This window comes from Streptomyces sp. HSS9-12, from assembly GCF_054963655.1.
The window spans coordinates 1-21916 of record NZ_JBUEGC010000014.1 but is presented as its reverse complement, the minus strand read 5'-3'; the positions used below and the strand labels follow the sequence as shown (position 1 = coordinate 21916).

At 71.0% G+C, this 21916-nt stretch carries 15 protein-coding genes; 10 read left to right on the top strand and 5 right to left on the bottom strand.

Translation table 11 applies throughout. From position 1 onward, the window contains the following. Window positions 1-55: 55 nt before the first annotated feature. Genes ACY34J_RS09890 through ACY34J_RS09880 form a run of 3 tightly spaced genes read left to right on the top strand, consistent with a single transcriptional unit; the run spans window position 56 to window position 3785 of the window. Window positions 56-1507 carry a vWA domain-containing protein gene (locus ACY34J_RS09890; protein WP_462726165.1) on the top strand — a complete coding sequence of 484 codons (1452 nt, stop codon included), beginning with the start codon at window positions 56-58 and terminating at the stop codon, window positions 1505-1507. Further along, window positions 1504-2526, top strand: a complete 1023-nt coding sequence (locus ACY34J_RS09885) for a hypothetical protein (RefSeq protein ID WP_462726166.1) — start codon at window positions 1504-1506, stop codon at window positions 2524-2526. Before ACY34J_RS09890 ends, ACY34J_RS09885 begins: the two co-directional genes overlap by 4 nt. Further along, window positions 2523-3785 carry an ABC transporter substrate-binding protein gene (locus ACY34J_RS09880; protein WP_462726167.1) on the top strand — a complete coding sequence of 421 codons (1263 nt, stop codon included), beginning with the start codon at window positions 2523-2525 and terminating at the stop codon, window positions 3783-3785. The genes ACY34J_RS09885 and ACY34J_RS09880 overlap by 4 nt, the downstream gene beginning before the upstream one ends. Here ACY34J_RS09880 and ACY34J_RS09875 read toward each other — a convergent pair whose 3' ends face one another. The 3 genes from ACY34J_RS09875 to ACY34J_RS09865 form a co-directional block, all read right to left on the bottom strand. After that, complete coding sequence (locus ACY34J_RS09875) at window positions 3786-5339, bottom strand: glycosyltransferase family 39 protein (protein ID WP_462726168.1); 1554 nt, start codon at window positions 5337-5339, stop codon at window positions 3786-3788. A 91-nt stretch (window positions 5340-5430) separates the two neighbouring features. Beyond that, window positions 5431-6132: a L,D-transpeptidase family protein gene (locus tag ACY34J_RS09870; RefSeq protein ID WP_462726169.1), complete on the bottom strand. Its 702-nt coding sequence runs from the start codon at window positions 6130-6132 to the stop codon at window positions 5431-5433. Between the two features lie 229 nt (window positions 6133-6361). After that, window positions 6362-9151: a D-alanyl-D-alanine carboxypeptidase gene (locus ACY34J_RS09865; RefSeq protein WP_462726170.1), complete on the bottom strand. Its 2790-nt coding sequence runs from the start codon at window positions 9149-9151 to the stop codon at window positions 6362-6364. A 270-nt stretch (window positions 9152-9421) separates the two neighbouring features. On the opposite strand from ACY34J_RS09865, the gene ACY34J_RS09860 reads away from it, so the two are divergent. The 4 genes from ACY34J_RS09860 (at window position 9422) to ACY34J_RS09845 (ending at window position 11947) form a co-directional block, all read left to right on the top strand. Further along, window positions 9422-10150: a GOLPH3/VPS74 family protein gene (locus tag ACY34J_RS09860; protein ID WP_462726171.1), complete on the top strand. Its 729-nt coding sequence runs from the start codon at window positions 9422-9424 to the stop codon at window positions 10148-10150. Between the two features lie 284 nt (window positions 10151-10434). Then, a complete protein-coding gene (locus ACY34J_RS09855; RefSeq protein ID WP_462726172.1) occupies window positions 10435-11304 on the top strand; it encodes a helix-turn-helix domain-containing protein in 870 nt (289 codons plus the stop codon). A 180-nt stretch (window positions 11305-11484) separates the two neighbouring features. After that, window positions 11485-11694 (top strand): DUF397 domain-containing protein, encoded by a 210-nt coding sequence (locus ACY34J_RS09850; RefSeq protein WP_462726173.1) that lies wholly within the window; start codon window positions 11485-11487, stop codon window positions 11692-11694. 115 nt (window positions 11695-11809) lie between these two features. Further along, entirely contained in the window at window positions 11810-11947 is a 138-nt protein-coding gene (locus tag ACY34J_RS09845) for a hypothetical protein (protein ID WP_462726174.1), read from the top strand. A 129-nt stretch (window positions 11948-12076) separates the two neighbouring features. On the opposite strand, the gene ACY34J_RS09840 is transcribed toward ACY34J_RS09845, so the two are convergent. Together ACY34J_RS09840 and ACY34J_RS09835 are read right to left on the bottom strand one after the other, a co-directional pair. Then, a complete protein-coding gene (locus ACY34J_RS09840) occupies window positions 12077-13192 on the bottom strand; it encodes an ADP-ribosylglycohydrolase family protein (protein WP_462726175.1) in 1116 nt (371 codons plus the stop codon). A gap of 327 nt (window positions 13193-13519) precedes the next feature. Further along, entirely contained in the window at window positions 13520-16153 is a 2634-nt protein-coding gene (locus ACY34J_RS09835) for a bifunctional FO biosynthesis protein CofGH (protein ID WP_462726176.1), read from the bottom strand. Between the two features lie 221 nt (window positions 16154-16374). Here ACY34J_RS09835 and ACY34J_RS09830 point away from each other — a divergent pair, with 221 nt between their 5' ends. The 3 genes from ACY34J_RS09830 to ACY34J_RS09820 all read left to right on the top strand — a co-directional run bounded on the left by ACY34J_RS09830 (window position 16375) and on the right by ACY34J_RS09820 (window position 21544). Beyond that, window positions 16375-16692, top strand: a complete 318-nt coding sequence (locus tag ACY34J_RS09830) for a hypothetical protein (RefSeq protein WP_462726177.1) — start codon at window positions 16375-16377, stop codon at window positions 16690-16692. A gap of 65 nt (window positions 16693-16757) precedes the next feature. After that, entirely contained in the window at window positions 16758-18293 is a 1536-nt protein-coding gene (locus ACY34J_RS09825; RefSeq protein ID WP_462726178.1) for a CehA/McbA family metallohydrolase, read from the top strand. Window positions 18294-18619: 326 nt separating this feature from the next. Next, window positions 18620-21544: an AfsR/SARP family transcriptional regulator gene (locus tag ACY34J_RS09820; protein ID WP_462726179.1), complete on the top strand. Its 2925-nt coding sequence runs from the start codon at window positions 18620-18622 to the stop codon at window positions 21542-21544. The last annotated feature ends 372 nt before the right edge of the window (window positions 21545-21916 follow it).

Genomic DNA, 21916 nt, shown 5'->3' with positions numbered 1-21916 from the left:
ATGGATCGCGATCCAAGGATCTGAGCGGGTTGAACGGGGATAGGGGGCTGAGGAGATGCCGAACGACAGACCGGGCCGTATCGACTGGACCGTCAGCTACCAGGATCTGCAGTACGCGGCCGGCGACGGCAACGAGGTGCATGTCTTTGTGAAGGTGGGGGCGACCGGGCTGGGCGCCGCGGTCGATCACAGCCCCGAGCGCGCCGAGATCATCATCATCGACTGCTCGGGCACCATGGCGGTCCCCTTCATCAAGATCGCGGAAGCCCGCAAGGCCGCGGCCGCCGCCATCAGCCTGCTGCCCGACGGCACGCACTTCGCGCTCATCGAGGGCACCGAGCGGGCACGCGTGGCCTATCCCTGGGTGGAGACCAGATCCCCCGGCACGGCTGTCGCCGATCCCAGGACCCGCGCGTCCGCCACCTTCACCGCCAAGCGGATGAACGCCTTCGGCGGCACCGCCATCGCCTCCTGGCTCGACCTCGCCCGCCGGCTCCTGGACGGCCAGAAGGCCTCGATGCGGCACGTCCTGCTGCTCACCGACGGCAGGGACGAGCACGACAAGGAGGGCGAGCTGGACCGCGTACTCGACGCGTGCGCCGAGCAGTTCACCTGCGACACCGTGGGCATCGGCGACGAGTACGACGCCGCGCAGCTCACCCGTATCTCGTCACGGCTGCGCGGGACGGCCAGCGCGGTCGTCGACGAGAGCACGCTGTCGGAGCAGTTCAGCTCGGTCGTCCTCACCTCGACGAGCCGCCGGCTGCCGGAGCTCACGCTACGGGTGGGCAGCCGGCGCGGCGTCGCCGTCACCCTGTTCCGGCAGCTCTACCCGACGATGCTGGATCTGACCGGCACCGCGCGGGAGGAGGGGGACGGGGCCCTGCTCTTCCCCACCGGCGCATGGGGCGACGAGACCCGCTGGTACGAACTGCGGCTGCGGGCCGAGCCGGACACCCCCTCCTTCCTCGCCTCCATCACCCAGCCGTCCGCCCCGCACGACGACGAGCCGGCTCGTATCGCCGACCTGGAGCTGCGCGCCGAGGGCGTGAACCTGCCCCCGCAGCGTTCGGTCGATGTGCGCTGGACCGAGGAACGGCCACCGCCCACCCACATCGCCGCCGCCGAGCACTTCGCCCGCTGCCAGGAGCTCAACACCGCGGCGCAACTCGGCTGCGCAGCCCACCAGGAGGGCGACTTCGGGCAGGCCGCGCGATGGCTCGGCACCGCCGTGCGGCTCGCCCACGAGCTCGGTGACACCCTGCACCTGGAACGGCTGGCTCCACTGGTGGTGATCGAGGACGCGGCCGCCGGGCGGGTGGCGGTGCGGCAGCAGGTCGACCGGCGGCACATCCAGGCTTTGCTGGTCAGCACCAGCCACACCACAGCGCCGGATCAGTCGGGGCCGCCGGGGCCGCCGAAGAAGTGCCCGACGCCGACCTGTGAGGAACTCTCCCCCGCGGATGCCAACTTCTGCCCGGGCTGCCGTTACGAGTTCGCGTCATGAGCGGTCGACAGGCCGTATCCCGCATCAGCACCCGACGGCTCATCGAGTGGCAGTGCGGGGCCCTGCTGGCCGTGGCCGCCGTCACCGTCGTCGCGCTGTTCGCCGCCTACCACGGCGTTCACCGCAATCCCGGGACGGTACGCGACACGACCTCTCCGGCGATACGCGAGGTGGCCGCGGCCCGGACCGCGCTGCAGAGCGCGCACCGGGCGGCGCGCGAGAACCTCACCAGCGGCCTCGCCGACGTACGCGGCAAGGGCGAGCAGTACGAGACGCAGATCTCGGCCGCCGACCAGAGCCTGGCCCGGGTCGGCGAGCTGCAGGTGGCCGGCGCCGCCGGCCGGCAGATCCTCCAGCCCGTACCAGGCCTGCTCAAGGCCTACACCGAGTCGATCGACGAGGCCGCCCGGGCCGAGGGCAACAAGCTGCTGCGCGACGCGTATCTGACCTCCGCCCGCTCCATCCTCTACCGCGACGAGACCGGCATCCTCGACCGGCTGGACAAGCTGCAGGACAAGCAGCGGCTGGTGCTGCTCCGGCAGACCTCCTTCGGCACGCTGCTGTGGACGGCCTGGACCACCGCGTGGACGGGGCTGGCGACGCTCGCCGTGCTGCTCGTGGTGGCCCAACTGACCCTGCGCCGGCGCTTCCGGCGGCGGCTGGCCCCGTTCCTGGCGGCGGCCACCGTCATCATCTTCGCCGCGCTCTGGCCCACCATGTGGGCGGCTCAGACGCAGAACCGGCTCAACTCCGCCCGGAGCGCTCTGAATTCACTGATCGCGTCGCAGAAGGCGATGGGTGTCGCCACGGACAAAGGGGAAGAGCCCACCGAGCAGACGCTGACCACGATGCGCCGTAACATCACGTTCACCGCTGAAGAGGTGCGCAAGGGCATGGACGCAACCGAGGGGCGGGCCGCCGCCATCGACTGGATACCCGCGGGCGGGGCGAGCGTGGGGGTACTGGTCCTCATCGGCATGGGTCCGCGCATCGCCGAGTACCGGATCCAGCCGCGATGAGCCGCCCCACCCGGAACCCTGCCCGGCTGCTGGCCCGCCTCCTGCCGGCGCTGTGCCTGGTGCTGCTCGCCGCCTGCACGGGCCAGGCCGACTTACCCCGCCAGGTCACGATCCTGGGACCCTGGACCGGCGATGAGGAAACCGCCTTCCGCCGGATCCTGGACCGGTTCACCGCCAAGGAAGGGATCGAGGTCGAGTACCAGGGCACCACCGCGCAGCGCGAGGTACTGCTGGCGGAGGTCCAGGCCGGCACCCCGCCGGATGTGGCGGTGCTGCCCGGCCCCGGCGAACTCGCCGACTACGTCCGCAACGGCGCCCTGGTCAAGCTGGACGCCGCCATCGACGTGAGTGCGTACAAGGACCCGTGGCTGACTCACCCGGGCGGCAAGCCGGGCACGTACTGGATCCCCGTCAAGGCGGACCTGAAGAGCATCGTCTGGCACCGCAAGGGCGTGGACCCCACCAGACTCCGCTCCGGCATCCGCAACTGGTGTGTGGGCATGGGCTCCGACGCGACATCGGGCTGGCCCGGCAGCGACTGGATCGAGGACATCCTGCTCCAGCGCTGGGGGCCCCAGGTGTACGAGCAGTGGGCCACCGGCGAGCTGCGCTGGACGGACAAGCGGGTGAAGGACGCCTGGAAGACCTGGGGCGACTTCATGCACGGCGGGGAGAAGCAGGCGCTGATCACCGATCACCGGGGCAAGCCGCAATCCAACGGGCTGCTCTTCGACAACAGCCGCGGGTGCTCCCTCGAGCACACGGGGTCGTTCGCCCGCGCGCTGTACGGCGACCAGGCGAAGGACGCGGACTTCACCCTGTCCTCCGCGCTCCTGCCCGGGGCCCGCCGGCTGGGGCGCAACCTGGAGGTCTCGGGAGACTTCGCGGGGATGTTCAAGAAGACCGACGAGGCCCGGAAGCTGATGGCCTACCTGGCCGACCCCGATACCCAGCGCACCTGGGCGGACATCACCAACCCGGCCGTGTTCTCCGCGAGCGACAAGGTGGGCCAGGGACCGTATGGGAACGCCGTCGACGAACGGATCGCGAAGGAGCTGAGCGGGGCCGGCACCCTGTGCCTGGACGCGTCCGACGCGATGCCGCCGGAGCTGCGCAACGTCTTCCACGAGAAGGTCCTGCAGTTCCTCAGCAGACCGGAAGACTTGGCGACGATCCTGGGGGACCTGGAACGCCTCCAGGAGGACATCCGCAAGCGGCACGTCGGCCGGCTCTCCGGCGTCTGCGGTTCGCGGATGTGATCAGCACTGCCCCGGGCGTGCGTACACCGTGATCTCCGCTCCCCTGACCCGTCTGCTGCCGCATTCCTGGAAGTAGGCGCGCAGCGTCGACCGTTTCACGATCTCCTGGGCGGTCTCGTCCAGCGGTTCTCCTTCCGGGTCGTGGACCGCGATGATGCGCCGGGCGGCCAGCATCCGGGCGGCTATCCGGTCGGCGGGTATCTCGGTGCCGTACAAGGTGTGGGAGGGCACGGGGCCCTGGTCGAGGGCGAGGTCGGTCAGGCCGCGGTAGTCCTGGGGCCGCACCAGCGTCCATACCCGGCGCCGGGAAGGCATGAAGAGCAGGCCGTCACCGGGCTGGCCCACCTCCCGTACGGTGTGCGCCACGGCCGTGACATTGTCGAGGCGGCTTTGTGGGTTACGCAGATAGGCTCCCACGCCCAGCAGCACGGTCAGCGTGGCCGCCAGCACCAGCACCGTGCGCCGCAGCTTTCGCGCAGGCGGTGGACCGTCGCGGCCGGCCAAGCGGAGCGGGCCGAGGACCCGGTCCAGCTCCGCGCCCGCCAGCAGGGCGAAACCGACGGCGTAGTACAGGACGTAGCGGTCGGCGTACAGCGGTTTGAAGACCGACACCAGCAGCAGCACGGCCGTCGGGAGCACCAGGATCGGCACGGCGAGCGACGGGAGCTCGAACGGTTTTCTCGCGGGGGGCGGAGTGCGCGTACAGGCGATCCCCAGCACAGCGAGCACGATAAAGCCCAGCAGCTCGACGGGGTTGGGCGCCCCTATCCAACTGACCTGCGCCGACTGCCGCATGCTGAAGACGGCGAGCGGGGTCAGGCCGGCGACCACCCAGCCGGCCGCCATACCCCATGCCTTCGCGACCGCTCGCGGAAGGCCGGACCGGAGCAGGGTCGTGCCGTGCGCCAGGAGGACCAGCACCGCGAACTCATGGAGCAGACAGGCGGTCAGCATCATGGCGGCGTAGCCGGTCCACATCCGGGCGCTGGGCCGGGATGCGGCTCGTACCAGCAGGCAGGTCGCCCAGGTGACCATGGCGCACACCAGCGCGTAGGAGCGGCCCTCCTGCGCGTACTGCTGCACCACGGGGATCAGCGGGAAGACCAGCCCGGCCAGCAGTCCGGCCCGCGGTCCCGCGAGGCGGTGTCCAAGCAGCCCGACGCCCGCGGCCGCCGCCGACATCGCCAGCACGGACGGCAGCCGCAGGGTCATGTGCGCGCCGCCGAAGGTGGCGAACAGGGCATGCATGAACAGGTAGTACAGACCGTGGACGACATCGACGTGTTCCAACGTGCGCCACAGATCGTGCAGGCCGCGATGCGCCATCGCGTACGTGACGGCCTCATCGCGCCAGATGCTGCCCTGGCGGCGGATCCCCCACAGTCCCAGCACGAGCGACAGTGCCGCGGGCGACAAAGCGGCCGCGAACCGCGGGATGTGCGTGGACCGTGCCGGAGCAGGAGCCGGGGCCGTGTCCACCCTCTGCGCAATATCGATGGCCGACTCCGGTTCATCAACGAACAGATGCGTCCCGTCACGGAGTTCAGCAGCCATCACGCTGGTGGGCAGCCACCTCCCACGTCACACTATCGCCCGAATGGGGGACACCAGAGGCGCGGCGCGACCCGAGAAGCCCCTGCCCGGCTCAGGTGCCGGGCTTGCGGCCGTAGACGAAGACGTCGTCACCGTTCCTGAGCATGTTCCAGTACTTCTGGGCGTCGCCCTTGCGCATGTTCACGCAGCCGTGCGAGCCGGGAGGCGACCAGACGCTGCCGCTGATGGAGTGGAACGCCTGCCCACCGTCGAAGAACTGGCTGTACGGCATGGGGACGTTGTAGAGCGTCGACCAGTGGTCGATGTTGCGCCAGTAGATCTTCTTCGCGCCCGTGCGGGTCTCGAAGCCGTTCCGGCCCGTCCGCACCGGCACCGGGCCGTAGGCGAGCCTCGCGCCGTCCTGGATCCAACTGAGCTGCCGGGTCAGGTCGACACAGGCGATGCGGCCCTTGTTGGTCGGGCACTTCCCGGCCTTGTTCGGATTGCTGCCGGCAGCCTTCTGCTGGTTCATCAGGTCCATCACTCCCCAGGTGATGGGCCCGGCGTAGCCGATGTTCGGGCTGATGCCGTGCTTGGTCTGGAACGCGCGAATCGCGGTGCAGTCGCCGGGCGACTGCCTGCCGTCAACCGGCAGGCCAAGGAACTTCTCGGCCTGCTTCTGATACGGCCCGGTGCTCGTGGTACACGACGCCGCCTGTGCGGGCGTGCCGCTCAGGACGGACAGCGGCAGCACCACCCCGGCGATCCCGAGTGCCGCGGCCGCCCGACGGCGTATGTCTCCTGCTGCTCCCATGGCTTCCTACCCCCTGCTCCCCCGACAACCAGTCCTGCCCAGATGGACTCATCACACCGGCCGACGGTTGCGGTGGGATCGCATGGGTCTGCGGACCCAAGCGGCCCGCCCGCACCAGGGCATGCAGCGTTGCGTAGGCGTCCACGACCTTCTTCACCGTTCGCACAGCCGTCTGACGCGGCCCCGGCGCTGGAGAGTGCGCCGGGGCCGCCGCGAGGCCGCTGGGGTATCAGACGATACGGGTCAGCTTGCTGCCGAAGCCCGGCTCCACGAGGTCCTTCTGGAGCGCCACCGGCACCTTCACCTGGCCCGGACCACTGCCCACGGTCAGCGTGCCGACCTTGGTACCGGCCTTCGCCTCGTGCGGGATCGGCTTCCCGCTGTCGGTCAGGGCGAGATCCACGGTCAGACCGGACCAGCCGACCGCCGACACATCCCGGGTCGCGACGACCGGAGTCCGGCCGCCGAGACCGTCGTCGACCACGCCGACGACATCGCCCTTCTTCACGACGGTCCGGGAGACGAGCACGTCCTGCGCCGTGTCGATGAGCTTCTTGCTCTGCGCGAGCACGGTGTCGATGATCGGCGCCTGGTGCTGGCCCAGCACCGCACCGATGATCAACTGCGTGGTGCCGCCGACCGGTTTCTCGGCCGCGAACAGCAGATTGCCGCCGGCCTTGGAGGTCGTACCGGTCTTGATGCCGACCACACCGTCCAGCGGGACCAGACCGTTCCAGTTGCGGTGCTTGGCCCCCTTGCGGTCGATGTACTCCGGCATCCGCACGACCTCCCGGAACAGCGGGTCGTCCATCGCCTTCTTGCCCAGCTTCACCTGATCCGCGGCGGTGCTCACGGTCTGCTCGCGCAGGCCGCTGGGGTCGGTGTACGTGGTGTTCTTCATCCCGAGCTTCTTGGCGGTGTCGTTCATCTTCTTGACGAACGCCTCCTCGGAGCCCGCGTCCCAACGGGCGAGCAGCCGCGCGATGTTGTTCGCAGAAGCGATCATGATGGCCTCGATCGCCTCCTTCTCGGTGATCTTCTCGCCCTTTGCCACCTCCACGACCGACTCACCGTCGGCACCGAGCTTGGCGTCGTCGGCGGCCTGCCCGTCGACGTCGATCATCGCGCCGTCGGTGCCCGTCTTGACCGGGTGGTCGCGCAGGATGACGTACGCCGTCATCACCTTCGCCACGCTCGCGATCGGCACGGGCTTCTGCTCACCGTACGAGCCGAGGCTGCCGAGCCCGTCGACCTCGAGGACGGCCTGGCCCTCGGTGGGCCACGGGACGCTCGGCTTGGAGCCGTCGAACGCGTAGGTCGCGGGCGCGGTGAGGTCGAGCGCCGGGTCCGGCAGCGACCGCACTGCCTGCACCACCGAGAAGATGATCGCGAGGAGCACGGCGAGCGGCGTCCAGATCTTGATCCGGCGCACGATCGTCCGCAGCGGGGTCTCGGGCGGCGGCGGGGTGTTGGTCAGCTGCGCGAGCAGGTCGAGCGGCTCGGGCTCTCCCGGCGGCGGCACGGGGGGCAGCGGCTGCTGCTTGGTGCGCTCGGTCTCGGGGGGCAGGGTCTCCTGCCCCTGGTCCTGCTTGGGGCGTTCGGTCTCGGGCGGCAGTGGGGCCTTGCGCGGGGCGTCGTCGAGGGACTTCAGCGGGACGAACTGGCTGGTGCGCTCGGAGTCCTCCTCCGCGGGGGCGGGCGGAGCGGTCGGCGGGCGCACGGCCTTGAGCGCCGTGGTCGCCTGGTCCACGGCTTTCTCGGACTTGGCCTCCTTGGCCGCGGCTTCCTCGGCACTCGCTTCGGACTTGACGGCCTTGACGACGGCCGTCGCCTGGTCCACGGGCTTCCCGGGCTCGGCCGCGTCGGACGTGGCCGTCTCCTTTCCGGACTCTGCCTTCCCGGACTCGGCCTCCTTGGCCCCGGTTTCCTCAGGGCTCGCCTCGGACGGCTTCACCGCCTTGAAGACGGCAGTCGCCTGGTCCACGGCCGTCTCGCGCTCGGCCTTCGCAGGCTCGGCCTCTTGGGGCTCGGCCTCCTCCGGCTTGGCCTTCTCGCGCCCGGCTTCCTCAGCGCTCGCCTCAGACGGCTTCACCGCCTGGAAGACGGCCGTCGCCTGGTCCACGGCCGTCTCGTCAGCCGAGCGCGACGGCTTGACGGTCTTGAAGACGGCGGTGGGCTGGTCCACCGCCTTCACGGCGGCCTCGGACTCGCTCTTGTCCTCAGACTGCCCCGCCTCCGACGCCTGCGCGCCGTCTCCCTCCGCGCCGGACACCGGCTGCTTCGGCAGATCGCCTCCGGACGACGGCGATGACTCGTCATCGTCAGCAGTCGGCTTCGCGGCTTCCGCCTCGGGCTTGTCCGAGGACGGCTTGCCAGCGGACGGCTCGTCAGCCGACGGCTTGTCCTCGGCCGGCTCCGCCCTCTCCGCAGACGGCTTGTCCTCGGCAGGCTCCGCCCCCTCCGCAGACGGCTCGCCCTCGGCAGGCTCCGCCCCCTCCGCAGACGGCTCGCCCTCAACCGACTTCGGATCGTCCTCGGACGGGCCTTCCGATGCCTCGGCCTTGTCCGCCGGGGCGTCTTCGCCGGACGAGTCCTCGCCCGCCACCCATGCGGCAACTGCCGCGCGCAGCCGGGCGTCACCCTTGGCCTCGTCGGACTCATCCTCGTCGGACTTGGCCGCGCGGGCCCCGTCCTGCTCGGACTCGCCTTCGTCAGACTCGCCCTTGTCCGACTCGCCTTCGTCAGACTCGCCCTTGTCCGACTCGCCTTCGTCAGACTCGCCTTCGTCAGACTCGCCTTCCTCGGACTCGCCTTCCTCGGACTCGGCGGAGCCGCCATCGTCATCCGACGCCGGACGGCTCAACGCCTCGTCCTGCCCGGCCTCCTGGCCCTCCTCGGCCTCCGCCGGCTCTTCCGCCGGGGCCTCCCGAACAACCGCGAGTCGCGGGTCGCGCTCGCCCGGAGTCGCCTCCCCCGACGACTCCCGCTGCTCCGAACTGTCGGGGGACTCACCCGCCACCGGTGCCTCCTCACGCACATTGCGCGGGACGCGCGCCACCCTTCGTGGCATCACGTCCCGCTGCCCATCGCTATACCAGTTTCCCGGCCCACCACGGGTCCCCCTCACCGCCACGCTGCGGCATCGGTTCCCCGCGTCCCCCGCCGGGCCTCCTTCATCAGCAAGACGAGAACGACATACCTACTGGTTCCCGTACAAACCCCCCAGGCACTCTCGACAGACAACTGTGAGAGGGGTCACCCTGTCATTCATCCACGCGGGGAGGCATGGATGGGCAGGAGCCGCAGAACAATTCCGGAGGAGCTTCTGCTGCTCGCCTTGGACCCGGCCACGGGAACCACGGCGCAGCCGCAGTCGCTCGACCTCGGTCTCGCCGGGGCACAGCTCGTCGAGCTGGCCCTGGCCGGACGGATAGCCCCAGACGGGGATCGTATCGCCGTGGTACTGCCACGGCCGACAGGAGATCCAACACTGGACTCCGCGCTCGAACTGCTGCGCCGGCGCGGCAGTCCGGTGCGGGCGGTGCACTGGATCGGCGGGCCCCGGCTGGGGCTGCGCCAGACCTACCTCACGCATCTGGAGCGGTGCGGCATGGTGCACGCCGTGCCCGGCCAGATGTGCGGGGTGCTGCCGACAACTCGCTACCAGGCGACGGACACGGCCATCAGCCGGGAAATCAGGACCCGGCTGGACAGCGCGATCCGCACCGGCGTGCCGCCGGACCCGCGGACCGCGGCGCTGGCCGCCCTGGCCCACGCGGTGGGGCTCGGCAAGCACCTGTATCCCGGCAACGAGGGGCGGTCCAGCCGCTCCCGGCTCCGGGATCTGATCAGGCACGACCCGATGGGCGGACTGGTCGCGCACGCCGTCATGGACGTGCAGAACGGCGTCGCCGCCCAGCCGCGGCGCGCTCCCGCGCCCGGCCGGGGAAGCCACGAGCCCAGCGGCGTCCCCGTACAGTCCCGGCGTGCGGGCATGGCCCGCGCCGTGGCTCACTGATCAGCCGCACCAGGCAACACCAGCACCACCGCACCGCAGCAGTACCTACGCACCACACCGCACTTCACCGGACGCACCGCGGTCCCCAGACCCGGTTCGGGAGCCGCACATGCGCGCGGGGTGGCGGGCCGGCCGCCGGACGGGCCGCGCCCGCCACCCCGCTCACACTCCCGCGCACGTCTTGTGCTCGGGCCGGGACCCTCTGTGGTGATTTCCCAGCGCGCGCCGGGCCTGGGGTGGCAGGCTGCTGGACAAACAGCGGTACAAGTCGGAGGTGCACTCCCGTGGCGTCCAACGTCAATCCCACCGTCAGGCGACGCCGGTTGGGCCAGGAGCTGCGCAGGCTCCGTGAGCTCAAGGGCATGACCGCGGAGGAGGTGGCGGAGCGGCTGCTGGTCTCCCAGTCGAAGATCAGCCGCCTGGAGAACGGCCGCCGCAGCATCAGCCAGCGCGATGTCCGCGACCTCTGCGGGGTGTACGAGGTCGAGGATCCGCGGATCGTCGACTCGCTGATGCAGATGGCCAAGGACTCCCGCCAGCAGGGCTGGTGGCACGCCTTCGGCGACATCCCGTACAGCGTCTACATCGGCCTGGAGACCGACGCGGCGTCGCTGCGCGTGTACGAGCCGCAGATCATGCCCGGACTGCTGCAGACCCGGTCGTACGCGGAGGCGGTCATCGGCGGCGCGCTGCCCGAGGCCGCGCCCACCGACATCGAAAAGCGCGTCCAGGTCAGGCTGCGCCGCCAGGAGCGGATCAACTCCGGCGAAAACCCGCTGCGGCTGTGGGTGGTCATCGACGAGGCGGCGCTGCGCCGGGTCGTGGGCAGCCGCCAGATCATGCGCGAGCAGCTGGAGTACCTCGCCGAGGCGTCCCGACTGCCGCATGTCACCGTCCAGGTGATGCCGTTCGAGATGGGCGCGCACCCTGGGGTGAACGGCCAGTACGCGATCCTGGAGTTCCCCGACGCCGCCGACTCCAGCGTGGTCTATCTGGAGGGCGTCACCAGCGACCTGTACCTGGAGAAGGCGAACGACGTCCAGAGCTACACCGTGATGTACGAGCACCTCAGAGCGCAGGCGCTCAACGCCGACCAGACCCGGGAGTACATCGGGCAGATCGCCAAGGAGTACGTCCTTCCGCCGAGCACCTGACGGGAGCGGCCGCGGAGAGCGGCACAAGGTACACCTCCCCCAGGCCGGTAGGGAAGAGGCACATGGAATATGCCATCCGGTCGAGTGAACGTCCCCTTCGCAAAGCGATGTTGGCGAGTAGCGTCGATCACGCCTTGAAAACGAGGCACGCTCTCACTCTTCGTACAGACCGGAGCAGACATGGCGATTCAGCAAGGCGCTACGGACACCTGGACCAAGTCCTCGTACTCCGGTGGCAATGGCGCATGCGTAGAGGTGAAGTCCCCGACCGTGCAGACTGTCGCGGTGCGTGACTCCAAGGACCCGGACGGCCCCTCCCTGAGCTTCCGCCCCGAGGCCTGGACGGCGTTCGTGGCGGAGGCGAGCCGAGGCGCTTTCGACCTCGGCTGAAACGATGCCGCTCCTCCCTGCGGCACTCACACTCGCTCCTCCTGAGCCCCCTCGGCTGGTTCCCCGTCCCAGCCGAGGGGGCTCGACCCGTGCGACGCGCACCGAGGAGGACCACATGCCCCGTATCTCACTCGACCCGCCCCGTACCCCCCCGCTGGTGCGGCTCACCGACTGGTACTTCCGGCGCAGGTACGGCAAGGCGCTCGACCCGGCACGGGCCTACGGGCACAACCCCCGGGTGCTGCACGGCTAAGCCCGTTTCGAGCAGCGGGTCGCCGCCTGGGACCGCCTCGGCGCCGGGCTCAAACACCTTGCCGTCATGGCCGCCTCCGCGCGGATCGGCTGCTCATGGTGCCTGGACTTCGGCCACCGGAGGTCCCCGCTACGCCCTCGGGTAGCGGAGCAGCCAGCCCGGCGAGGACATACCGGGGCCGTGCAGGGCCGGGCCCTGCGTCATCTCCATCGCGAAGTCGTCCGCGAGCTCCAGAATCGTCCCGCGCCCCTCCAGCTCGGCCAGCCACCCCGGCGGCAGAGCGGTCTCGCCGTGCAGCGCGCCGAGCAGATTGCCGCAGATGGAGCCGGTGGAGTCGGAATCGCCGCTGTGGTTGACGGCGAGGAGGAGGCCGTGGCGTACGTCCTCGGCGACCAGGGCGCAGTACACGCCGATCGCCAGCGCCTCCTCCGCCGTCCAGCCCTCACCCAGCGACTCGACACGGCTCGCTGTCGGCAGGCCCTGCCGTACGGCGCCGAGGGCCTGCTTGAGGGCCTCGGTCGTCTCCTCGTGACCCGGCCGGGTGGCCAGCAGGACGAGGGCCTGCTGGACCGCGCTGTCGAGGCTGTCGCCGCGTGCGACGGCGTGGACGATGACGGCGAAGGCGCCGGCGGCCAGGTAGCCGGTCGGGTGGCCATGGGTCTGCGCGGCGCACTCCACCGCCAGCTGGAAGACCAGCTGCGGCTCCCAGCCGACGAGCAGGCCGAAGGGCGCGGAGCGCATGACCGCGCCACACCCCTTGGAGTCGGGGTTCTTGGGCCGGTCGAGGGTGCCCATCGTCTCGTCGCCGAGGCCGCTCAGGCAGGCGCGGCCGGGGGCGCGCTGGGAGTACAGCCACTCCTCACGGGCGAGCCAGCCGTCGTCCTTGCGCCGCTCGTCCGGGCCCCAGTCGCGCTGGGTGGCCGCCCAGCGCAGATACGCGCGGTGGAGGTCGGTGGGCGGGTGCCAGGCGCCAGTGTCGCGGCGGACCTGCGCCCGTATGAGGCCGTCCACGGTGAAGAGCGTCATCTGGGTGTCGTCGGTGACGGCGCCGCGGCGCCCGTACGCAGGTGCGTAGTCGGTGATGCCCTCGGCGCCGTGCTCCGCACGGATCTGCTCCAGCGACTGGAATTCGACGGCGGCACCCAGCGCATCACCGATCGCGCCGCCGAGCAGACAGCCGCGGACCCGGCTGCGGAAGTCCTGCTGCTCGGCGCGGCCCCAGACAGGCGTACCCGCTGCGCTCACTGCGTCCCTCCCGAACCCGTACGGTCACTCCGACATCCGCCGCAGCACTGTAATCGACCGGGATCGGTCGGATCTGAGAAGAGGACGAAATGTAAACAGTCGCCCATGAGGTCGCATTCGGAGAAAGGCATCACCACGGCGGCGAACTGCCGCCCTGCCGCGTTCACGCCCGGTTTGCCGCGCCCCGTGGCATCCACGCCGGCGAGCGCGGCTCCCGGCGAGCCCACGGCGCCCCGGCGAACCACAGTGCGCGTGTGGGTGGGGCATGTCACGGCGCATACGGGCGCACCGCCGCATACAGCTGCCCCGTACCAGGCCAGGCCCGCTCTACAGCGCTTCGCGGGCGCCGTCCCCGCCGGCCTCCTCCAGCACCGGCAGCAGCTCCGGAAGGTGGCCGTCGGAGGCCAGGGCCGCCCGCTGCCGGTCGGCGGGCACCTCTCCGTACGTGGTCGTCCGCGGCCGGGCGGGGCGGCCCGCGGCCTCGGCGATGGCGACCAGGTCCTGGATCGAGCGGTACGAGCCGTAACGGGAGCCCGCCATCCGGGAGATCGTCTCCTCCATCAGCGTGCCGCCGAGGTCGTTGGCGCCTGAGCGCAGCATCTCCGCGGCCCCTTCTGCGCCCAATTTGACCCAACTGGTCTGGATATTGGTGATATGGGGGTGCAGGAGGAGCCGGGCCATGGCCGTGACAGCGCGGTTGTCCCGGGTCGTCGGGCCCGGCCGGGCGATCCCGGCGAGGTAGACGGGCGCGTTGGTGTGGATGAAGGGCAGCGTCACGAATTCGGTGAAGCCACCGGTCTCCTGCTGGATCTCCGCCAGCAGGCGAAGGTGGCCCAGCCAGTGCCGCGGCTGGTCCACATGGCCGTACATCATCGTGGAGCTGGAGCGGATCCCCAGCTCATGGGCGGTCTTGATGACCTCCACCCAGGTGGCGGCGGGCAGCTTGCCCTTGGTGAGGATCCAGCGGACCTCGTCGTCGAGGATCTCCGCGGCGGTGCCGGGGATGGTGTCCAGGCCCGCTGCCTTGGCCTCCGTCAGCCACTCGCGGATCGACATCCCCGTCCGCGTGGCGCCGTTGACGACCTCCATCGGGGAGAAAGCGTGCACATGCATGCCGGGAACGCGCTCCTTCACGGCGCGGGCGATGTCGAAGTAGGCCGTCCCGGGCAGGTCGGGATGGATGCCGCCCTGCATGCAGACCTCGACCGCGCCCACGTCCCAGGCCTGCTGGGCGCGGTCGGCGACCTGGCTGAGCGAGAGGGTGTAGGCGTCCGCGTCGGTGCGGCGCTGGGCGAAGGCGCAGAAGCGGCAGCCGGTGTAGCAGACGTTGGTGAAGTTGATGTTGCGGGTGACGATGTACGTCACCTCCTCGCCGACGACCGCGCGGCGCAGGTCGTCCGCGATCCGGCACAGCGCGTCCAGGGCCGGACCGTCGGCGTGCAGCAGGGCCAGGGCCTCGGCGTCCGTCAGCTTCGTCGGGTCGTCGGCGGCGACGGAGAGCGCGGTCCGTACGTCGGTGTCGATCCTCTCGGGGGCGATCCCGGGGGCGGCCGCCTCCCGCAGCACCTCCCAGTCCCCGTAGACCTCGTCGAAGTCCTCCCGGCGGTCGCCGGTACGGCCCTCGGTGTCGATGGCGCGGTGCAGATCCGTACGGCCTGACGATACGAACCCCTCGTCGGGCTCCTGCCAGGGGCGGCCCTCCACCACGGCGTCCTCGCGCGCCAGGCCGGTCTCCGGGTCGGCCAGGGCGCGGACGTGCGGCAGCAGGCGGGGGTCGAGCCAGGGCTCGCCGCGCTGGACGAACTCCGGGTAGACGGCGAGCCGTTCCCGCAGCCGGAAGCCCGCGGCGGCCGAGTGCTTTGCCAACTCGTCGATCTGCGGCCAGGGGCGCTCGGGGTTGACGTGGTCCGGGGTGAGCGGGGAGATACCGCCCCAGTCGTCGATTCCGGCGTCGATGAGCCGGACGTACTCGGCGTCCACCAGGTTCGGCGGCGCCTGCAGGCAGGCGGACGGGCCCATGATGTGGCGGGCGACCGCGACGGTGGCGACCAGCTCGTCCAGCTCCGCGTCCGGCATACCGCGCATCGCCGTGTCCGGCTTGGCGCGGAAGTTCTGCATGATGAGTTCCTGAATGCCGTGGTAGGCGCGGGAGACGCGGCGCAGCGCGAACAGCGACTCCGCCCGCTCCTCGTACGTCTCCCCGATCCCGATCAGCAACCCGCTGGTGAAGGGGACGTTCGACCGGCCGGCGTCCTCCAGGACCCGCAGCCGCACGGCCGGCTCCTTGTCCGGAGAGCCGTAATGCGGCCCACCGGGCTCGCTCCACAGCCGCTCGGCCGTGGTCTCCAGCATCATGCCCATCGACGGGGCGACCGGCTTGAGCCGCTGGATGTCCGTCCAGGTCATGACGCCGGGATTGAGGTGCGGCAGCAGCCCGGTCTCCTCCAGGATGCGGATCGCCATCGCCCGTACGTACGCGATGGTGTCGTCGTATCCCTCGGCCTCGAGCCACTCGCGCGCCTCGGGCCAGCGGTCCTCGGGGCGGTCCCCCAGGGTGATGAGCGCTTCCTTGCAGCCCAGTTCGGCGCCGCGCCGGGCGATGCTCAGGACCTCGTCCGGGGACATGAACATCCCATGACCCCCGCGGCGGAGCTTGCCGGGGACGGTGGCGAACGTGCAGTAGTGGCACCTGTCGCGGCACAGACGAGTGAGCGGGATGAAGACGCTGCGGGAGTAGGTGATGACGCCGGGGCGGCCGGCCGCTTCCAGCCCGGCGTCCCGTACGCGCGCGGCCGACGCACACAAGTCGGTCAGGTCGTCCCCGCGCGCCTGCAGTAGCACCGCCGCCTCGGCGACGTCCAGCGCCACACCGTCGCGGGCGCGGCGCAGCGCTCGTCGCATGGCGGTCGCCGTCGGTCCGGCCGGCACGGACGGTCCCGGCCCCTGCTCGCTCAAAGTCATCCCCCGAGGATACGAGCGGCCTTTGACACCGGTACCCGCCGGTTTGCTACTTGTCACAGGGGTAACGAGGGGGCTTCCGTGCCCGCGTCAGATAGCAGCATGGGGTAGTCCCTGGCGGTTCCGGACCGCGGACCCCATGGCACATGCCCGCCATTTTCCCCTAGGGTGCAGCGGTTATGGCGCGGCACCCGGTCGGGCCTTTGCATCAGGGGGAACTGACCATGCGTTTGGCAACCGTGATACTGCTGCTCGCCGCCCTGTTCGGGGCGCCTGCTACCGCATACGCCGAAGCGCCGAAGACCGTCTCCATCGTGCAGGCGCGCGGCGGCGGCCACGGAGGACACGGGGGCAGCCACGGCGGCGGCATCAGCAAGTCCGGCGGCGGCTCCAGGAGCGGCTACCGGCACCACGGCCCGTACGGCTCCAGCAGGGGCTCCGGCTGGAGCCTCATGGATACCCTCATCGCGATCTTCGCCGTCCTGGTCGGCGTCTTCATCTGGATGCACAAGAAGAAGAGGAGCCTCCGCCACGACGGCTGACGGAAACTCCCCCGACCGGGGCCATTCCGTTGCCCGTCACACACGGGTTGGACCCTGTCGCCGGCATGGTCCCGACCCTAGGAGGCCTGGTGGACAGGCGCGACGTACTGAGGCTTTCGGCGGTCGCGGGTGCCGCGGGTGTGTTCACACCCGGCACCGTGACGTTCGCCCAGGCAGCCGGCCAGAGCCAAGTCGGCGAGGCGACCCGGAAGGTCACCGGCCAAGTGCCGACCGGTGCCCCGGACTTCGTGTACGTGCCGGTCGAGGTCCCCAGCGGTGCCCGTGAGATCGCCGTGTCGTACACGTACGACAAGCCGGCCGTCCCGCCGGGCACGCAGGGCAACGCCCTGGACATCGGAATCTTCGACGAGCGCGGTACGGACCTGGGCGGCCGCGGCTTCCGAGGCTGGTCGGGCGGGGCCCGTACGGAGTTCGCGATCAGCGCGGAGCAGGCGACGCCCGGGTACCTCCGCGGCCCGGTCAACCCCGGTACCTGGCATGTCGTGCTGGGCCCGTACACCGTCGCCCCGCAGGGCCTGAACTACGAGCTCACGGTGACCCTGCGCTACGGGCAGCAGGGGCAGACCCCGAAGCCCGTCCACCCGCCGGAGCGCGCGAGGGGGCGCGGCCGGGCCTGGTACCGCGGGGACTGCCATCTGCACACGGTGTACTCGGACGGCAAGCGGACTCCCGCCGAGGTCGCGGCCGCCGCCCGCGCCGCCAAGCTGGACTTCATCACCACGACCGAGCACAACACCACCTCCGGGCACGCCGCGTGGGACGGCCTCTGGGGGGATGACCTGCTCATCCTCACCGGCGAAGAGATCACCACGCGCAATGGGCACGTCGTGGCCCTCGGCACGGACCCGGGCGTCTTCGTCGACTGGCGCTACCGGGCGTGCGAGGGCCGATTCCCCCGGTTCGCACGCATGATCCGGGAAGCGGGCGGCCTGGTGGTCCCGGCGCACCCCCACGCCCCCTGCATCGGCTGCGGCTGGAAGTTCGGCCTGAGCCAAGCCGACGCGGTCGAGGTCTGGAACGGGCCCTACACGCCGGACGACGAGGTGACGATCGCCGAGTGGGACAACACCCTGGTGGCGGCCGTCCGTAGCGGCGGTGGCTGGCTGCCGGCGATGGGCAACAGCGACGCGCACCGCGAGCCGCAGGTCGTCGGTCTGCCGCAGACGGTCGTCCTGGCCGACGATCTGTCGCGGACGGCGATCCTGGACGGCATCCGGGCCGGCCGCAGCTGGATCGCCGAGTCCTCGTCGGTGGACCTGTCGTTCTCCGCGGCGGGCGGACGCGGGACGCACGCGGGCATCGGCGAGAGGCTGCCCGTCGACAGCACCGATGACGTGACGGTCACGCTGGAGGTGTCCGGCGCTCCGGGCTGCACCGTCCGCTTCGTCACCGACCAGGGCCGGCTCTTCGCCACACCGCTGCCCTCCGCCGGCACCGGCACGGTCCGGTGGCAGACGACGCCCTCGTACGCCGCATACGTCCGGGCCGAGGTACGGCGCGTCCCGGCGGACGGCGGGGCATCCGGCCTGCCGGGTGCGATGGTCGCGATGACCAATCCCATCTTCCTCGGGCGGGCTTGAGCGCTCAGACGAGTGGAAGTGGGGGGGCCGCACCGCCGGGCGTCGGCTTGGCCCCCACGCTGTGGTGGCCCGGCTGAACACGGTAGCGCCGACCTGACGTTGCGTCAGCCGTCGTTTGGAGCGAGCCAAGGTGTTCCGGCCTTCAGCGACCGGGAAGTGCCGCGGCGTCGTGTTGTACACAGCTTGTGGAGACCAAGTGCCCCTGCTGACGCGGCCCTTGTCCACAGGGCAGACTGGCTGCGGGCACGCCCCGGCCGTCGGCGGGGGGACCCCCACCCGGACGGAGTCCGGGGGAGCGACAGGACTGACCACAGCAGGGGGCAGCGATGGGACAGGAACCGGCGCACGGGCCGCGCCTGCGCTTCGCCGTACTCGGCCCGGTACGGGCCTGGCGCGGCGAGCAGCCGCTCCCGACCGGCTCCCCGCAGCAACGCGCCCTGCTCGCCGCCCTGTTGCTGCGCGGCGGCCGCACCGCCACCGCGCCCGAACTGGTCGCCGCCCTGTGGGGCGAGGAGCCGCCGGACGCCGCGGTGGCCGCTCTGCGCACGTACGCCTCCAGGCTGCGCAAGGCGTTCGGCCCGGATGCGGATGCCCTGGTGAGCGAGTCCGGCGGCTACGCGCTGCGGATCGACGACGGCGGCCTCGACTGCGCACTGGCCGAGCGGTACGCCACCGAGGCCGAGAAGGCGCTCGGCGCCGGCGACAGCCGCCGCGCGCGGGAACTGATCAACGCGGCCCTGGATCAGTGGGACGGCGAGCCACTGGCCGGCGTGCCCGGCCCGTACGCCGAGACCCAGCGCACACGCCTGGAGGAGTGGCGGCTCCAGCTCATCGAGACCCGGCTGGAGCTGGACCTGGACTCCGGCTGCCACGCGGAGGCCGTCTCCGAGCTGACCGCCCTGACCGCGGCGCATCCGCTGCGCGAGCGGCTGCGGGCGCTGCTGATGCTGGCGCTGTACCGCAGCGGGCGGCAGGCCGAGGCCCTCGCCGTCTATGCGGACACCCGCCGGCTGCTGGCGGAGGAGCTGGGCGTCGATCCGTGCGCGGAGCTGGTCGAGCTGCACCAGGGCATCCTCCAGGCCGACTCCGGGCTGGCGGCGCCGACCGCCGCGCCGAACGGGCAGTCGGCCGTATCGTTCGTACGGCCCGCGCAACTGCCCGCCACCGTCGCGGACTTCACCGGCCGCTCCGCCTTCGTCGAGGAGCTGAGCCATCAGCTCTCCACTGCCGAGGGCCGGGTGATGGCGGTCTCGGCGGTGGCGGGCATCGGCGGCGTCGGCAAGACCACGCTGGCGGTGCACGTGGCGCACGCGGCGCGCGACCGCTTCCCCGACGGGCAGCTGTACGTCGACCTGCAGGGCGCGGGGCCGCGGGCCGCGGAACCGGAGGCGGTGCTCGGTGCCTTCCTGCGGGCGCTCGGCACGCCCGACACCTCCATCCCGGACTCGCTTCAGGAGCGGGCGGCCCTGTTCCGGTCGGTGCTCGCCGGCCGCCGGCTGCTCGTACTGCTGGACAACGCGCGGGACGCGGCCCAGGTTCGGCCGCTGCTGCCGGGGACGGAGGGCTGCGCGGCGCTGATCACCAGCCGGGCGCGGATGGTGGACCTCGCGGGCGCGCACCTGGTCGACCTGGATGTGATGAGCCCGGAGGAGGCGCTTCAGCTCTTCACCAAGATCGTCGGAACGGAGCGGGTGGCGGCCGAGCGCGACGCCGCTTTGGACGTCGTCGCCGCCTGCGGGTTCCTGCCCCTGGCGATCCGCATCGCCGCCTCCCGCCTCGCCGCCCGCCGTACCTGGACCGTCTCCGTCCTGGCCGCGAAGCTCGGCGACGAGCGCCGCAGACTGGACGAACTCCAGGCGGGCGACCTGGCGGTGGCGGCCACCTTCGAGCTGGGCTACGGCCAGCTGGAGCCCCAGCAGGCCCGCGCCTTCCGCCTGCTGGGCCTGGCCGACGGCCCGGACATCTCCCTCGCCGCGGCGGCCGCGCTGCTCGACCTGGACGTGTACGAGACAGAAGAGCTGCTGGAGTCCCTGGTCGACACCTCCCTGCTGGAGTCGGCGGCCCCGGGCCGCTACCGCTACCACGACCTGGTCCGCCTCTACGCGCGCGCCTGCGCGGACCGCGACGAGCAGCCCCCGGCGGAGCGGACGGCCGCGATGTCGCGGCTGCTGGACTTCTACCTGGCGACGGCGGCGGGGGTGTACGCGCTGGAGCGGCCGGGCGACCGCGTCATCGACCACCTGGCCCCAACCCAGCGCCCCGGCCTGCGCTTCCCGGACCGAGCGGCGGCGCTCGAGTGGCTCTTCCAAGAGGCCCGGTGCCTGCTCGCCTGCGCCCAACAGTCAGCCCGCCCCAGCACACTGAGACGCGCGGTCGACCTGGCCTTCGTCACCAAGGACCTGGCCGAATCTGGTGCCGATTCCCGCCAGTGGGGGCACGTGAACATGACGCTCGCGGACGCCGCCCGAGCAGCGGACGACCCGCTGGCTGAGGGGCGGGCGCGCGCGTCGCTGGCGCATTTGCACAGCCTGACGGGCCGGTTCGATGAGGCCGACAAGCAAGCGCAGTCCGCCACGCTGCTGGGACGCTCCGCCGAGGACCCCATTTCCACCGGTTTTGGACCCAACGACCGCGGCATCGTTGCGACCTACCAGGGTCGCCACAAAGACGCCGAGACTCATCTGACCCGGGCGCTCAGCGCCTTTCAAGACGACGGCAACCGACAGTGCGAGGCGAGCGCACTCTGCAACCTCTCTCGCGTTCACCTCAACACCGGGCGCACCAGCAGCGCCGTGCTGTTGGCGGAGCAGGCGATTGGCATTTACCGGCAGTTGAGCGTCGTCATGCGACTCGCCAACGGGATGTACACACTGGGCCTCGCACTGACCGGAGCCGGCCGCTTGGACGAAGCACTGCACCAGCTCACCCAGGCGCTGGATATCTTCCGCGAGAGCAGACAACGGCTGTGGGAGGGCATGACGTACCTCCGGCTCGCCGAGGTCCACCTCGCTGCGGGCCGTCCGGCCCCTGCCGCCAGTAATGCGGAGCAGTCGCTGTCCGTACTCCGCGGCATCGGAGGCGAGTGGCGACGCGCTCACGCACTGACGGTGCTGGGTCGGGCCCTGAACGGGGTCGGTCACTCGGACCGCGCACGGGCATGTTGGCGGGAAGCCTTGGCCGCGTACGAACAGTTGGGCTCGGCCGAGGCTGACGACGTACGGCGCCTGCTCGCCCCGGTCGCCGCCGCCTGAGCTGAGACAAACGGCCGTTCAGTGGAGCGTTTATCAATCGTTCATCGCTGCGCGCCATTCTCATGAGTGTCGTTCCGTCGCCTCGGGGGGCAGTCGGGTCGACGACATGGCCCCACCACTATGGTGAGCGGCTCCTATAAGCCCCGCCCGGCGACCCACGGGGGAGTCGCCGGGCGGGGCCGTTCGATGGACAGTCAGGACCGCAGGAGTTAATCGACATGACCACTGAGAAGAAGTCGAAGCCAGTTGAGTCCGGCATCGTGGGGCCGCTCGACAACCACACCACCGATGAAGACATCACCACCCTGGACAACCACACCACCGGCGGAGACATCACCACTCTCGACAACCACACCACCGGCGGAGACATCA

Coding starts and splice junctions, on each gene's coding strand:
- ACY34J_RS09890 (WP_462726165.1), top strand. CDS start 56: ATGCCGAACGACAGACCGGGCCGTATCGACTGGACCGTCAGCTACCAG.
- ACY34J_RS09885 (WP_462726166.1), top strand. CDS start 1,504: ATGAGCGGTCGACAGGCCGTATCCCGCATCAGCACCCGACGGCTCATC.
- ACY34J_RS09880 (WP_462726167.1), top strand. CDS start 2,523: ATGAGCCGCCCCACCCGGAACCCTGCCCGGCTGCTGGCCCGCCTCCTG.
- ACY34J_RS09875 (WP_462726168.1), bottom strand. CDS start 5,339: ATGGCTGCTGAACTCCGTGACGGGACGCATCTGTTCGTTGATGAACCG.
- ACY34J_RS09870 (WP_462726169.1), bottom strand. CDS start 6,132: ATGGGAGCAGCAGGAGACATACGCCGTCGGGCGGCCGCGGCACTCGGG.
- ACY34J_RS09860 (WP_462726171.1), top strand. CDS start 9,422: ATGGGCAGGAGCCGCAGAACAATTCCGGAGGAGCTTCTGCTGCTCGCC.
- ACY34J_RS09850 (WP_462726173.1), top strand. CDS start 11,485: ATGGCGATTCAGCAAGGCGCTACGGACACCTGGACCAAGTCCTCGTAC.
- ACY34J_RS09845 (WP_462726174.1), top strand. CDS start 11,810: ATGCCCCGTATCTCACTCGACCCGCCCCGTACCCCCCCGCTGGTGCGG.
- ACY34J_RS09835 (WP_462726176.1), bottom strand. CDS start 16,153: ATGACTTTGAGCGAGCAGGGGCCGGGACCGTCCGTGCCGGCCGGACCG.
- ACY34J_RS09830 (WP_462726177.1), top strand. CDS start 16,375: ATGCGTTTGGCAACCGTGATACTGCTGCTCGCCGCCCTGTTCGGGGCG.
- ACY34J_RS09825 (WP_462726178.1), top strand. CDS start 16,758: ATGGTCCCGACCCTAGGAGGCCTGGTGGACAGGCGCGACGTACTGAGG.
- ACY34J_RS09820 (WP_462726179.1), top strand. CDS start 18,620: ATGGGACAGGAACCGGCGCACGGGCCGCGCCTGCGCTTCGCCGTACTC.